General features: G+C 66.2%; 13 protein-coding genes. 6 read left to right on the forward strand and 7 right to left on the reverse strand.

Translation table 11 applies throughout. The annotated features are described in order from the left end of the window. Positions 1-69: 69 nt before the first annotated feature. From PIGHUM_RS11050 to PIGHUM_RS11070, 5 genes are all read right to left on the reverse strand, one after another. Entirely contained in the window at positions 70-966 is an 897-nt protein-coding gene (locus PIGHUM_RS11050) for a substrate-binding domain-containing protein (RefSeq protein WP_124079637.1), read from the reverse strand. A 10-nt stretch (positions 967-976) separates the two neighbouring features. Beyond that, on the reverse strand, positions 977-1,831 hold the full coding sequence (locus tag PIGHUM_RS11055; RefSeq protein ID WP_124079638.1) for an amidohydrolase family protein: 855 nt from the start codon (positions 1,829-1,831) through the stop codon (positions 977-979). Positions 1,832-2,015: 184 nt separating this feature from the next. Further along, complete coding sequence (locus PIGHUM_RS11060; protein WP_124079639.1) at positions 2,016-2,999, reverse strand: ABC transporter substrate-binding protein; 984 nt, start codon at positions 2,997-2,999, stop codon at positions 2,016-2,018. 44 nt (positions 3,000-3,043) lie between these two features. Beyond that, entirely contained in the window at positions 3,044-3,751 is a 708-nt protein-coding gene (locus PIGHUM_RS11065; RefSeq protein WP_124079640.1) for a 4-carboxy-4-hydroxy-2-oxoadipate aldolase/oxaloacetate decarboxylase, read from the reverse strand. Between the two features lie 11 nt (positions 3,752-3,762). After that, positions 3,763-4,827: a Bug family tripartite tricarboxylate transporter substrate binding protein gene (locus PIGHUM_RS11070; RefSeq protein ID WP_124079641.1), complete on the reverse strand. Its 1,065-nt coding sequence runs from the start codon at positions 4,825-4,827 to the stop codon at positions 3,763-3,765. 200 nt (positions 4,828-5,027) lie between these two features. Here PIGHUM_RS11070 and PIGHUM_RS11075 point away from each other — a divergent pair, with 200 nt between their 5' ends. From PIGHUM_RS11075 to PIGHUM_RS11095, 5 genes are all read left to right on the forward strand, one after another. Further along, entirely contained in the window at positions 5,028-5,999 is a 972-nt protein-coding gene (locus PIGHUM_RS11075; protein WP_124079642.1) for a Bug family tripartite tricarboxylate transporter substrate binding protein, read from the forward strand. Positions 6,000-6,057: 58 nt separating this feature from the next. Then, on the forward strand, positions 6,058-6,912 hold the full coding sequence (locus PIGHUM_RS11080; protein WP_124079643.1) for an amidohydrolase family protein: 855 nt from the start codon (positions 6,058-6,060) through the stop codon (positions 6,910-6,912). 31 nt (positions 6,913-6,943) lie between these two features. Then, on the forward strand, positions 6,944-7,945 hold the full coding sequence (locus PIGHUM_RS11085; RefSeq protein WP_124079644.1) for an amidohydrolase family protein: 1,002 nt from the start codon (positions 6,944-6,946) through the stop codon (positions 7,943-7,945). 117 nt (positions 7,946-8,062) lie between these two features. Next, positions 8,063-9,091: a Bug family tripartite tricarboxylate transporter substrate binding protein gene (locus tag PIGHUM_RS11090; RefSeq protein WP_124079645.1), complete on the forward strand. Its 1,029-nt coding sequence runs from the start codon at positions 8,063-8,065 to the stop codon at positions 9,089-9,091. A gap of 37 nt (positions 9,092-9,128) precedes the next feature. Further along, positions 9,129-9,815 (forward strand): isochorismatase family protein, encoded by a 687-nt coding sequence (locus PIGHUM_RS11095; RefSeq protein ID WP_124079646.1) that lies wholly within the window; start codon positions 9,129-9,131, stop codon positions 9,813-9,815. 110 nt (positions 9,816-9,925) lie between these two features. Here PIGHUM_RS11095 and PIGHUM_RS11100 read toward each other — a convergent pair whose 3' ends face one another. Further along, positions 9,926-11,236, reverse strand: coding sequence for a TolC family outer membrane protein (locus PIGHUM_RS11100; RefSeq protein WP_124079647.1), 1,311 nt, complete (start codon positions 11,234-11,236; stop codon positions 9,926-9,928). 17 nt (positions 11,237-11,253) lie between these two features. Then, positions 11,254-11,934 carry a protein-L-isoaspartate O-methyltransferase family protein gene (locus PIGHUM_RS11105; protein ID WP_124079648.1) on the reverse strand — a complete coding sequence of 227 codons (681 nt, stop codon included), beginning with the start codon at positions 11,932-11,934 and terminating at the stop codon, positions 11,254-11,256. Between the two features lie 239 nt (positions 11,935-12,173). On the opposite strand from PIGHUM_RS11105, the gene PIGHUM_RS11110 reads away from it, so the two are divergent. Further along, positions 12,174-14,444, forward strand: coding sequence for a putative bifunctional diguanylate cyclase/phosphodiesterase (locus PIGHUM_RS11110; protein WP_160142241.1), 2,271 nt, complete (start codon positions 12,174-12,176; stop codon positions 14,442-14,444). Positions 14,445-14,484 lie beyond the last annotated feature (40 nt).

The raw sequence follows: 14,484 nt of genomic DNA on the forward strand, positions 1-14,484 counted from the left end.
GGGGGTGATTGTACTCAACCGGGCCGCGCGGGGCATGACGGGCCCGCGCGGCCCGGACCGGCGCACGGCTCAGTTGAGCGCGCCGGTCACGTCGTCGAACAGTTCGTCCACCGAGAATTTGCGGGGGATGATCTTTTGTTCGTAGGACCACTGGATCGCCATTTCCAGGCCCTTTCGGTTGGCTTCCATGCCCATGGGGGGGAGGGTGGCCAGCGCGGATTCGGGCGCGTATTGGCGGCTTTCCTTGATCATGCGGTAGATCTCGCGCACGGCTTCGGGATGCTTGCGCGTGACGTCCTGGTGCACGGTGAAGATGTGGTTGATGGGCACCACGCCTTCGCGTTCATACCAGGCCTTGGCGGCGGCGTGCGGGTCGGGAATCAGCCTCTCCACGCGCGGGTCCTTGGGCATGTCGTTGCCCAGGATCGCGGCGGCCAGTTCGCCCTTGAGCATCATGTCGGGAATCGACGAGCCCTTGGGCAGCATGTGGCAGTTGGCCGGATCGCTGTACTCGGCCAGGTGCGATTCGTCGACGGTGTACCACTCGACCTTGTCGAGATCCACGCCGTATTCGTGCTGCAGGATGCCGCGCACCCACAGGCCGGTGGTCTGCGCATAGGTGCGCACGCCGACCTTCTTGCCCTCGATGTCCTTGGGATCGAGATGGCCGAATTCCTTGTTGAAACCGATGCAGTGATGCTGGAAGCGCCCGACCACGGGCGCGGGCAGGATCACCAGCGGCTTGCCGTAGGCCTTGGCCTGCAGATAGGTGACGATGGCCAGCTCGCCCGCATCGAAGGCGTTGTTGCGGATCATCGGCTTGAAGCCGTCGTGCGCGGTCTTGGGGCCGCAGAAGTCGAGCTTGACGACGTCCGACGCCACCCGGCCGTCCTTCATCGCCGCCACGACAGGCGAATCGGCCAGATTGGTCTTCAGCGTGACTTGTTCCGTTTGAGCGGTACTCATTGCATTCCTCTCAGTCTTTCAAGGTGGGATACAGTTTTTGGGCCGTACCCGCCATGATCCAGTGCTGGTCCTGCTCCGGCAGGAAGGCGATGGCGCGCTTGAGCGCCGCGACGATGTCGGCGAGGCTGTCCTCGGCGGCAGGGAAGTTCGAGCCCCAGGCGATGCGGTCGGCGCCGAATTCCTGGACCACCTTGCCCAGGAAGGTCTCCGGCGTGGCCTTGCCGTTCCAGATCTCTTCGGTGTTGCGGCTGCTGAACTTCAGGTAGACGTTCTTGTAGCGGGCCAGGTCGAACAGGAACTGCGCTTCGGCATACGGCGGGCCGCCGGCGATGGGCGGCTTCATCATGTGGTCGATGATGGCGATGGTCTGGGGATGCGCCTGGAGCAGCTTCTCCAGAGCGGGGATGCCGGCCTTGGTCATCTGCACGCACACGGGGATGCCCATGTCGCCGGCCTGGCCCCACGACCGCGCCAGTTTGGGGTCTTCCAGCCAGGGCGCCTGGCCGGGCATGGTGCTGCCGGTGGTGAAAATGCGCAGGCCGGACATGTTGCGGCCGGCCCAGTACTTCATTTTCTGCTCAGCGTCGTCGGCCAGCATGTCGATGGAATAGACCCCCGCGAAACGGTCGGTCTTGCCTTCGATGGCGTCTGCCAGATAGGAGTTGTCGAACCCGTACGTCGTCGAAGAATGCACGATCGCGGCCTTGTCGATGCCGGCCGCCTTCATCGCGGCGTCGTACTCCTCGAACGTAACCGGCCGCTCCGCCGACCACCCCGACCGCTTGCCGCCCAGCGGGTCGAGCGGATAGCGCTGCGTATCCGGCGAAATGATGTGCGGATGAATATCGATGAGACGAGTTGCCATAACTTTTAATCCTTTACTTGGTATTGCGTTGATCCTTCAGACCGCGGTCCGGCCCCGCCGGCCTACCCCACCCAACTCCTTGCATCGAAGCGTGTCGGGTTTAACCCAGGGCACAGCGGATCCGGCTCCGCCGGTCCGCCAGTGCCGCCCCCCTGGGGGGGCGCGCGAAGCGCGTAGGGGGGGGTCACACCTCTATAAACATGTCTTCCAGCTTGTGCTGCTTCTTCAGCAAGCCCTGCTGGTGGCAGTAGTCCATCATCGCCTGCAGCGATTTGCGGTTGGTTTCGAAACCGTAGGGCAGCGGGTCGTTGCCGACGATGCGCGACATGGCGCGATAGTGCGCATCCTTGTCGGAGACGGATTCGCCGGCTTCGAGCTGGCGCAGATAGATGTTCTTGGCTTCGAGGAAGGCGTCGTACAGCGACTTGGCGATCCAGGGATGCTTGGCCAGCGTTTCGTCCTTGACGACGATGAGCGCGTGCAGCGGATAGATGCCCGTTTTTTTGTACCACTCGGCTTCCAGCTCGGCGGCATTGGGGAACATCTCGACGTATTCGGTCGGGTTGATGCGGCCGCCGGACTGCCAGCCGTCGGTGGGCGCGCCGGCGCGGCCGATGCCGGCGTTGTCGGTAAAGGCGGCGGACAGATAGCCGCTGGCCATCAGATCCACCAGCGACTTGCCGTCCTGCGCATGTTCCACGTTGGGCGGCAGCTGCAGCGAAGTGACGTGTTCCTCGTCGTCGACCACCCAGGTGATCTTGGAGTTGTCCACGCCGTACTCATTGGTCATGATGCCGCGCGTCCAGATGCCGGTGGTGACCGAGTAGGCGCGTACACCGGCGCGCTTGCCTTCGAGGTCGCGCGGTTCGCGGATGCCGGCGTCGGTGCGGTAGACCAGGCCGGCATGGTGGAAGCGGCGGAAGGTGGAGATGGGCAGCGCCTTGAAGGGGCTGCCGGCTTCGCGCGCGATCATGTAGGTGGCGGGGGCCATTTCGCAGACGTCGAATTCGACGTCGCGCACCATGCGGCGGAAGGCCGCGATGATGGGTTTGACCTCGACGAAGTCGGGCTGGACGCCGGCGATGGGTACCTGGCCGTTCTTGAGCGCGGCGGTGTGCCCGTAGGTGGCGATGGCGATCTTGAGCGGAAGAGATTGTGCTTGAGTCATGGCGATCTGCGGTCAGTGTGTCTGGGGAGTCGTGGCGGACGTTTTCATTGGTCCAGCTTGTCCAGGTCTTCGGCGCTTTTGACGTAGACCAGGCCGGCGGCCTGCAGGGCCGGACGCATGTTGGCGATATCGAGCGAGAGTTCGCCGGCGAGGTAGCGCTGGCGCGACTTGCTTTCCTTCTCGGTGCGCTGGCGCGCCAGTTCCAGCGTGCCGGCGATCTCGCCGCGCGGCACCACGACCACGCCGTCGTCGTCGGCCACGATGGCGTCGCCCGGGTTGACGTTGATGCCCGCGCAGACCACCGGCAGGTTGACGTTGCCCAGCGTGGCCTTGACCGTGCCGCGCGCCGAGATGGCGCGCGACCAGACCGGGAAGCGCATCTCGGTCAGCGCGCGCACGTCGCGGCAGCCGGCGTCGATGACCACGCCCTTGATGCCGCGGGTCTGGAGCGAGGTGGAGATCAGGTCGCCGATCATGCCGTCGGTGTTCTCGCACATCACGCCGACCACCAGGATGTCGCCGGGCCGGCATTGCTCGATGGCCACGTGCAGCATCCAGTTGTCGCCGGGCGCCACCAGCGCGGTCACGGCCGATCCGGCGATGCTTTCGCCCGGATAGATGGGGCGCATGTAAGGGGCCATCAGGCCCGCGCGGCCCATGGCTTCGTGGACGGTGGCCACGCCATGCTCGGCCAGCTCCTCGATGAGGTCCTGCGGACCGCGCGGAATGTTCTGTACTACGACGTTCTTCATGATGGGCTCGTTCAGTTGATGGGGACGTTCGCTTTCTCGATCACCGCCTTCCACTTGGCGATGTCGGCCTTCATCAGGGCGCGCGATTCGTCGGCGCTGAGCGCGTAGGGCTCGGAGTTCATTTCACGCAGTTTCTGCCCGACTTCCGGCGAGTTGACGGCTTCCACGAAGGCCTTGTTCAGCTTTTCGATGATGGGCCGCGGCGTGCCTTGGCGGATGGAGACGCCGTTCCACGAGGCCACGACGTAGCCGTCCAGGCCGCTCTCGGCCGTGGTCGGCACGTCGGGCAGGTTGGCGTTGCGGCCGTCGGCGGCGATGGCCAGCGCGCGGATGGCTCCGCTCTTGATCGACGACAGCATGGGCGGCACGAAATCGAAGCCCACATCGATGTCGCCCGAGCGCACGCCGGTCAGCAGCGCCGCGCTGGTCTTGTAGGGAATGGTCTCGGCCTTGATGTCGGCGACCGACTTGAACAGTTCGGCGCCCAGGTGCTGGCTGGATCCGACGTTGGTGGTGCCCAGGCTCAGCTTGCCGGGGTTGGCCTTGGCGTAGGCGATCAGTTCCTTGAGGTTGTGGAAGCGCGAATCGGGCTTGACCGTCAGGATGAGGTTGAACTTGGACATGACGGCGACCTGGGTGAAGTCGTCGACGATGTTGTAGGGCAGGTCCTTGACCAGCGTCTGCGTGATGGCGGTGCCGTTGCCGCCCTGCACCAGCGTATAGCCGTCCGCGGCGGCCTGCAGGCCGGCCTGGAAGGATTGCACGCCGCCGGCGCTGGGCTTGTTGTCGATGACGATCTGCTGGCCCAGGATCTCGCTGACTTTCTGGGTGACGATGCGCGCCGTCAGGTCGCCGACGCCACCGGGGCCGTAGGGCAGGTACATGCGGATGGGGCGTTGGGGATAGTTTTGCTGCGCCGCGGCAGGAAGCGAGCAGGTCGCGGTCAGGGCTGCCGCGAGCAGGACATGGGGGATGCGCCCGATGCGCAGTGGGGGGAAGGTCACGGCTGTCTCCTTGGGCCGGCACTCGAGAGTGATGCCGGTGTCGTGGGTGCTGGTGAATAGCGCATGGTGCATGCAGAGCCGGCTCCGGGTCTATTGAGTAAAAATGCCTGAGGCTTGAGCGGACGGTTAAGACGCCGGGGGGCGCGGACGCCACCCTTGAGCATTTGCTCAAGTGAGCGGCAGCAATACTCAATGGATCAAAGCGGCGGTGGCCCGCAGAATGCGGCTTGCCGGGCACTGCCTGGACGACTGCATAAAAACGGAGACACCGCATGCCCCTGACCCCCTTCATTTACCGTTGCTGCGCGGTACTCGCAGCAGGGATCGTTTGCGCCACGGCCCAGGCGCAGTCCTTCACCCGGCCGCTGACCATCGTGGTGGGCTTCGGTCCGGGCGGCGCCGGCGACCTGGTCACGCGCCGCGTCGCACAGGCCCTGTCGGCCCAGGTGGGCCAGCCCGTGGTCGTGGAGAACAAGCCCGGCGCAGGCAACGCCGCGGGCGCCATGCAGGTGCTGCAGTCCCGTCCGGACGGCTACACCATGCTGCTGACGGGCAACGGCACCGCCATCAGCTCGGCGCTTTTCAAGAGCCTGCCCTACAACCTCACGAAGGATTTCCGCCACGTATCGTCGATCGCCGGCTTCGACCTGGTGCTGATCACGAACGGCAATTCTTCGCTCAGCACCGTGGCCGACGTGATCGCCTACGCCAAGGCCAACCCCGGCAAGATGAACATCGGCACGTCGCGCATAGGCAGCACGCAGCATCTGGCGGCCGAGCTGTTCAAGTCCATGGCGGGCATCGACGCCGTCAGCATTCCCTACAAGACCACGGGCGACATGATTGCCGCGGTGCGGTCCAACGACGTGCAGGTGGCGTTCGAGATTCTCTCGCCCATCCTCGGCCAGCTGGATTCGAACACCATCAAGGCGATCGGCGTGACGGCGGACAAGCGCTTCCCCGGCCTGCCCGGCGTGCCGACCATTGCCGAGAGCGGCGTGCCCGGTTTCGAGGCGTCGTCCTGGGCCGGCATCAGCGTGCCCGCCGCCACGCCGGCGGACGTCGTCGAGCGCCTGTCCAAGGCGATCCAGGCCGCCGTCGCCGCGCCCGACGTGCAGGCGGCGCTGCAGGCCATGGGCTACGTTGCCGCCGGGAGTTCTCCGCAGGCCATGACCGCGCGCATAGAGGCCGACATGGCCAAATGGAAGAGCGTGATCGAGCGGGCGAAGATACCGCAGCAATGACCGGCCCCCCGGCGCCGTGCATGCCGCGCGGCGCTCAATGACGAGAGCAAGCACCTCAATGAAGCGCAGAGTCGTAGATATCCATCCGCACATCATCAGTCCCGACACCCGTCTCTATCCGCGCGCGCCGCTGTTCGGCAAGCCGTCGGTGTGGTCCCAGGAGCGTCCGGCCACGCTGGAGCAATTGATCGCAGAAATGGATGCGGCGGGCGTGGCCAAGGCGGCCATCGTGCATGCGTCGACCTGCTACGGTTTCGACAACGGCTATGTGGCCGACGCGGTGGCGCAGTATCCGCAGCGGTTCACCGGCGTGTTCTCGGTGGACGTCCATGCGGCGGATGCGCCCGAGCGCATCCGCCACTGGGCGGGGCGCAATCTGACCGGCCTGCGCCTGTTTACCGCCGGCAGCACGATCGAAGGCCAGGCCCCCGGCCTGGGAGACCCCGCCACCTATCCCGCCTGGGACTGTGCCGCCGAACTGGGCATCCCGGTATGCGTGCAGATGCGGCTGGCGGGCATCCCGCAGCTGCGCGAGCTGCTGGCCCGTTATCCGGAACTGCCCATCATCCTCGACCACTTCCTGGGGGTGCCGCTGGAAGAAGGGCCGCCTTACGACGCAGCCGGCGAGTTGTTCACGCTGGCCGACCATGCCAACGTGCACCTCAAGCTCACGCCGGTCATCATCGGCCGGGCGTGCCAGGGCAGGGCCGATCCGGAGTCGTTCTTCCGGCGCGCGTTCGACGCGTTCGGCGTGCAGCGCATTGCCTGGGGCTCCAATTTCCCGGCCAGCCCGGGCAGCCTGCGCGACATCCTGCAAGATTCCCGGGAGGCCCTGGCCTGGGCCTCCGCCGACGACCTCGACTGGGTCTTCCACAAGACAGCCGAGCAACTGTATCCCGCGCTGCGCGATTAGCGCGTTCCCGCTTCAGTAGACAGGAGTTTCCATGATCATCGATTGCCACGGTCACTTTACGACCGCCCCCGAGGAGTTGAACGAGTATCGCCGCCTGCAGGTGCAGTCGTGCGAGTGCGGCAAGTGCGAAATCTTTCCGCGTCCCGTGATCTCCGACGACCAGTTGCGCGAAAGCGTCGAAACCAAGCAGCTGAGCATGCAGCGCGAGCGCGGCACCGACCTGACGATTTTCTCGCCCAAGGCGGTCGGCATGGGCCACCACATAGGCGACTTCCAGACCAGCAGCGAATGGGCCACGGTCTGCAACGACCTGATCCACCGCCTGACCGTGCTGTACCCGAAGAACTTCGCCGGCGTGTGCCAGTTGCCGCAGAGCCCGGGCGTGGAGCCGGCCAAGTGCATTCCGGAGCTCGAGCGCTGCGTGAACGAACTGGGCTTCGTCGGCTGCAACCTGAACCCGGATCCCACCGGCGGCAACTGGCAGGATCCGCCGCTGCACGATAAGTGGTGGTACCCGCTCTACGAGAAAATGGTGGAATTGGACGTGCCTGCCATGATCCACGTCAGCGGCTCGTGCAACCCGCATTTCCACGCGACCGGCGCGCACTACATCAACGGCGACACCACCGCCTTCATGCAGTTCCTGACGTCCGACCTGTTCAAGGACTTCCCCACGCTGAAGTTCATCATCCCGCACGGCGGCGGCGCCGTGCCCTACCACTGGGGCCGCTACCGCGGCCTGGCGCAGGACATGGGCAAGCCGCCGCTCAAGGAATTGCTGCTGAACAACGTGTTCTTCGACACCTGCGTCTATCACCAGCCCGGCATCGACCTGCTGCTCAAGGTCATCCCGCCCGAGAACATCCTGTTCGCGTCGGAAACCATCGGCGCCGTGCGAGGCATAGACCCCGAAACGGGCTTCCACTACGACGACACCAAGCGCTACATCGAAGGCTCCTCGCTGAGCGCCGCCGACAAGGCGAAGATCTACACCGACAACGCCCGCCGGGTCTATTCCCGCCTGAAGGTCTAGGGACAGGGCGGGCCGGACGCCGCCTCAGGCGGCCGGCCCGCCCGCTGCGAACGGGCCGGCCAGGCGCGTTCCGATCTTGCGTAGTGGGCAGCCCCGGGATTCAACCAAGGAGACTCCATGCAATATCCTCTGTGCCGTTCTTCGCCCCGCGGCTCGCGGCGGCTGTTTGAACCGATGCTCGCGGTCGCCGCCTGCACGCTGGCCTCCGCGTTGCTGGCCGCGCCGGCGCAAGCGCAGCCGCAGAATTTTCCGAGCCGGACGGTGCGCATCGTCGTGCCGTTCCCGCCGGGCGGCAGCGCGGACATCGCCGCGCGTCTCATCGCGCAGCGCCTCACGGAAACGCTCGGCCAGTCGGCGGTGGTCGAAAACCGCTCCGGCGCGAGCGGCACCATCGGCGTCGGCGAGGTGGTGCGCTCGGCGCCGGACGGCCACACGCTGTTGATGACGACCGGCGATTTCATCACCGTGCCGGCCCGGCTGTTCCCGACGATGCCTTTCGAGCCGCGTAAGGCGCTGCTGCCCATCATGCGCGTGGTCAGCGTGCCGCTGGTGCTGCTCGGCCACAAGGGGGCGCCGTTCGCCGACATCAAGCAGATGGTCGCCGCCGCCAAGGCTGCTCCCGGCAAGTACACGTATTCGTCGCCTGGCTCGGGCACGGTCAACCAGATCGTCATGGAAGGGCTCGCGCTCGATGCGGGCATCAAGCTGCTGCAAGTGCCCTATCGCGGCGGCGCCCCAGCGGTGACGGCGGTGACCGCGGGCGAGGTGCAAATGAGCATTACCGGCCCGGCCACGGCAACCACCGCGATCCAGTCCGGCACGGTCCGTGCCCTCAGCCTGATGACCAAGGAGCGGCCGCCCTTCATCAAGGACATTCCGACCATTGCCGAGCAGGGCTATCCGAACATTGACGGCAGCCTTTTCGTCGGCCTCTACGCGACAGCGAAGACGCCGCCGGCTCTGGCCGAGCGGATCGGCCAGGAGGTTCGCAAGATTCTCGATGAGCCGGCCGTCCGCGAGCGGCTCAACGCCGTCGGCCTCGACGTGGCCCCGCTGATGGGCGAGGCGTTCCGGGACTACATCAAAGCGACCGGCGAGCACTACGAGCAGGTCGTCAAGGCGGCCAACATCGAGCCGAACCGCTGAGCGGGGCTTCCCGCCGGCGTCAATCCAGGAGAATTCGATGCATCCCTACGCCATGCCGCAGTTCATCAAGGACCGGATCCTCCGCCGCCGGGGCCGGATATGGGCGCACGAGGCCATCGATGCCGGCAAGACCGCGCTGCTGGTCGTCGACATGCAGAACTATTTCGTCGCCGAGGGGTTTGCCTCCGAGGTGCCGGGAGCGCGCAGCATCGTGCCGAACATCAACCGCATGGCGCAGGCGCTGCGCTCCGCCGGCGGCACCGTGGTCTACATCCAGACCACTGCTGCCGGCGTACTGCAGACCTGGGCCAACTATCACACCTACATGATGCTGCCCGCCAATCGGGACCGCCGCCTGACCCAGCTCGACGAGCGCCACGACGGATTCAAGCTCTACGCGGGGCTCGAACCGCAGCCGGGCGATCTGCACGTGAAGAAGACCAAATTCAGCGCTTTCATCGATGGTTCGTCCGACATCGACGAACAACTGAGAAGCCGCGGCATCGAGAGCCTGCTGATAGCCGGTACGCTTACCAACGTGTGCTGCGAGTCCAGCGCGCGCGACGCGATGATGCGCGATTATCGCGTCGTCATGCTGGCCGACGGCAATGCGGCGCTGACCGACGAGGAGCATGCCGCGGCGCTCAACAACGTGGCAGTCTATTTCGGCGACGTCATGACCACCGACGAGGCGCTCGGATGCCTCGTCGCGGCGAAGAAGTAGCGGGGTCGGGCGGGTAGCCAGCCCCGCAGTTTTACGCGCCGGAGATTACGCCCCGACCAGCCGTTTGATGACATCCAGCGGCAGAACGAGCCGTAACAAGCGAGGTGGGATTACCTCAGCAGCCTATTGATCTGGCTGACGTCGTCTTCGCCCAGGATGCCGGTGGCGGCTTTCAGGCGCAGGCCGGACATGAGGGCGTCGTAGCGGGCCTTGGCGAGGTCGCGTTCGGTGGAGTAGAGCTGCTGCTGGGCATTGAGCACGTCGATGTTGATGCGCACGCCGACTTCGTAGCCGGTCTTGTTGGCTTCGAGCGCGCTGCGGCTGGAGACCTGTGCGGCTTCGAGCGCGCGTACCTGGGCCAGGCCGGCATGGACGCCCTGAAAGGCGACGCGGGTGTTTTGCACGGCGGCGCGGCGCGCGGCCTCCAGGTCGTTGCGGGCTTTTTCCGAAAGGGCGACCGCTTCGGTGACCCGCGAGGTAGTGCCCATGCCCGAGAAAATGGGCACCGAGACCTGTACGCCCACCGAGCGGGTGGTGTAGAAATCGTTGACGATGGTCTGGCCCACCAGGCCGCGCGTGCGCGCCACGTTGGCGGCGAGGTCTACCGTGGGGTAGTGGCCGGCCTTGGCGATTTCGATGTTGCGCATGGCGATCTCGCGCGTCAGGCTGGCCTGCGCGACCGTCAGGCTGTTGGCCTCGGCCTGCTCGGACCATGCGCCGACGTTGGCGGGCTGCGGCGCCGGCACGTTGACGCTTGGCGGCAGCTTGGCGAGGTCGCCGCCCGGGGCGCTGGTGATCTGCTGGAGCGCGCTGATGCGCACTGCCAGGTCGGACTCCGCCTGGATTTCCTGGGCCTGGGCCAGATCGTAGCGCGCCTGGGCCTCATGGGTGTCGGTGATGGTGGCGGTGCCGATCTCGAAATTGCGCCTGGCCGATTCGAGCTGTTCGCGGATCGCCTCTTTCTGGGCACCGATGAAGGTCAGGTTGTCCTGGGCCGCGAGGATGTCGAAATAGGCCTGCGCCACCCGCAGGATCAAGTCCTGGCGGCCTTGCGCCAGTTGTGCTTCGCCCACGGCGAGCTGCAGCTTGGCCTGCTCGTAGCTCTGCCAGCTGGACCAGCGGAACAGCGGCTGGACCAGTTGCAGCGTGTAGGTCTCGGCCGTGTATTGCACGCCGGGCAGGCGGGTGGTGGATGCTTCCGCGCGGTTGCCGGTCAGGCTGACGGCCGGCAGCAGGGTCGCGCGCGCCTGGGGCAGTTTCTCGAGGTTGGCGGTATAGGCCGAGCGCACCGAGGCGAAGGTGGCATCGTTGGCGATAGCGGCCTGGTAGGCCTGCTCGAGGTCGAGAGCGTGGGCCCCCGGGACGATCGCACACGCGCTCAGCAGCGCGCAAAGCGTCGGGGCATGCTGCCAGGCGCGCATCGTTACGAAGGCTCCGATCAGAATTTGAATTTGGATACGGTAATGCCCCGCAGGGGCTTGACCACGGTCTCGAGCAGAGACTCGGTCTCGAAACTGGCAGCGGTGGTGCGGGTGATGCGCAGCAACGTCATGACCGGAGCCTGGCCCACGATGATGACGAGCCTGCCACCCACGCGCAACTGGTACTTCAGGCTGTCCGGCACTTCGGGCACCGAGCCCGTGACCAGGATGGCGTCGTACTCGGTGGTGCCCCAGCCCTTGCTGCCGTCGCCGACCTGGACCGTGGCGTTGCCGATGCCGGCGCGCTTCAGGTTGGCCTGTGCGAACGCGGCCAGCTTGGGCAGGATCTCGACCGAGGCGACGGTCTGGGCCTGGCCGGCGAGCAGCGCCGTCTGATAGCCCGAACCGGTGCCGATTTCGAGAACGCTGTCGGTCGGCTTGAGCGCCAGTTCCTGTTGCAGGCGGGCCTCGAGCTTGGGCGCGAGCATGCATTCGCCGCTGTCGTAGTCTTCAATGCGCAGCGGGATCTCGGTGTCGATGAAGGCCAGCGCCCGCAGCGAGGCCGGCACGAATTCTTCCCGCTTGACCTTGAACAGCAGTTCCAGCACCTGAGGGTCGAGGACGTCCCAGGGGCGGATCTGCTGTTCCACCATATTGAATCGGGCGTGTTCGACGTCTGGAAGAGTGGCTGCGTTCATGGCGGACAAGAATGAATAATGGCAAAAGGCGTAAGCAAACGCGTCATTCTACCCCGCTGCCGCGACTGTGGACGAACGGGCCGATCGCAGCCTGGCGCGCCTGCGGCGGATAGCTGCGCGGCGATGCCCGCTCAAGCTGGAGCGTAGCCAGTATCATAGGGCCTGAGTTGCTCTTACACGCCGCCATGAATGCGCCGTCGATCCCACCCAAGGTTGTTGCATCACCACGGTCCTCCACCTTGTTGCGGGAAGAGCGTGTCCGTTTCCTGACGGTCCTGGCCGGCGGCGTCATCATCCTGGTGCTGGCGGCTGCGGTCGCCCTCGTCATCAGCCTGGAGCGCCGCGCCCAGGAAAGCAAGTCGCGCGAACTGGTCAACCTGGCGATGGTCTTGAGCGAAGAGGCCGAGCGCGCGTTGCAGGGGCTCGAGTCCGCACAGCGCGATGTGGCCGACCGTATCCAGGACCGCGGCGGAACGAGCGCCGACGCCTTTGCGTCGATCGCTTCGAGCCGCGAGATCTTCCAGCTGCTGCAGGCCAAGACGGACAGCCTGGCCTACCTCGACGCGCTTGCCGTGGTGGACGCCAACGGCGATCTGCTCGGTTTCTCGCGTACCAGCAACCCGCCCTGGATCAACGTGGCGGACCGCGAGTATTACCGCGCGCTGGTGGCCGATCCCGCGGCCGAGTTCCATCTGAGCCTGCCTACGCGCAACTTCATCACCGACGAATGGACGCTCAATCTCGTCCAGAAGGTCCGCGGACCGGCCGGGCGCATGCTCGGGCTGGTGATAGGCAGCATCCAGCTGAGTTATTTCGAGAGCCTCTACGGGCAGGTCAAGGCCGGCGACCAGACGGCGATCGACCTGTACCGCACCGATGGCAGCCTGCTGGCCCGCCATCCGGCCGTTCCGGGCACCATAGGCCGGCGCTTTTTCTCGCTGCAGCACGATGGCGAGGGACTGCCGGTGCTGCGCGACGGGCAGGCCGTGGAGGTGCGCCATCAATTGGACGGCGTGATGCGGTTGACCGCCCTGGCGGTGGAGACGTCCTACCCGCTGATGGTCGCCGTGAGCGTGCCGGTCGGCACCGTCGCGGCCGGTTGGCATGGCGATGCGCTGGCCATCGGCGTCGGGACTTTCCTGCTGGTGCTCATCATCGCCGTCTGCCTGGGGCTGGGGCGCCGGCAGATCCGCGCCCAGTACGAATCGGCCCGCGCGGCTTACGCCTTGTCCCGCCACGACCAACTGACCGGGCTGCCCAACCGACTGATGTTCACCGAGGAGATCGGCCCGCGCCTGGACGCCGGCGGCGAACAGCCCGCAGCCTTGCTGCTGCTGGACCTCGATTCCTTCAAATACGTGAACGAAGGCCTGGGGCACGCGGTGGGCGACGAGGTGCTGCGGATGGTGGCCGAGCGCCTTTGCAGGATTGTGGGAGGCGGGCAACTGGTCGCCCGATTCGGCGGCGACGAGTTCGCCGTGCTGCAGCAGCCGGCCAGCCGCGAGTCGGTGACGGCGGTCGCGGACGCCATCGTCAGCGGCATCTCCCAGCCCTGGTACTTTCACCACTACCGCATCGTCATGGGCTGCAGCGTGGGCATCACGCTGTATCCGTCGCAGGGCAGGGCCGCCGAGCAATTGCTGAACAATGCCGAGATGGCGCTGTTCCGCGCCAAGAGCGAAGGGCGGGGGCGCTGGCGCCTGTTCGAGACGGAGATGCGACAGGAGCAGGCCATGCGGCGCACGGCCGAAAAAGCCCTGCGCGAAGCGCTGTCCGAAGACGGGTTCGAGGTCTATTACCAGCCGCTGGTCAATACCCAGTCGGCGCGCCTGGAAGGGTTCGAGGCGCTGTTGCGCTGGCGCAATCCCGAGCCCGGCCAACTGGCCGCGCCGCAGGTGATCGCCGTCGCCGAAGAAACCGGCCTGATCGTGCCGTTGGGAAAATGGGTGCTGGAAAGCGCCTGCGCCCAGGCCGCCAAATGGCCCGGAGAGCTGCGGGTGGCGGTCAACGTGTCGGCCTGGCAGTTCCGCAGCGGCGAACTGGTCAGGCAGGTGCGCGATGCGCTCTCCGCGGCCGGCCTGGCGCCGCATCGGCTGGAACTGGAGATCACCGAGACCGTACTGCTGCAGAGCACGGCGGACGTGCAGGCGACGCTGGAAGAACTGGCGGGTATGGGGGTGAGCATTTCGCTCGACGACTTCGGCACCGGGTATTCGTCGCTGCTCTACCTGCGCCGCTTTCCCGCGGACCGCATCAAGATCGACATGGCCTTCGTGTCCGACATCTGCACCAACGCGGAATCCGCGCGCATCGTGCAGGCCATCGTCAACCTCGGGCACAGCCTAGGAATGCGGACCACGGGCGAGGGCGTGGAATCGCAGGCCCAGTGGGACGAACTGCAGCGCGCCGGCTGCACCGAGATCCAGGGCTTCTTCGTCGGGCGGCCCAGCCCCGCGGGCGAAAGCTGGGGCTTCATCGAGAAATACGGGCTGGCCGATCCGGCGCCGTGAACCCCGCCAGCCGCGCGGACCGGCGGCGCGCGATGCGCCC

Origin of the sequence: Pigmentiphaga humi, from assembly GCF_900606115.1 — a bacterium.
Lineage (GTDB): Bacteria > Pseudomonadota > Gammaproteobacteria > Burkholderiales > Burkholderiaceae_B > Pigmentiphaga > Pigmentiphaga humi.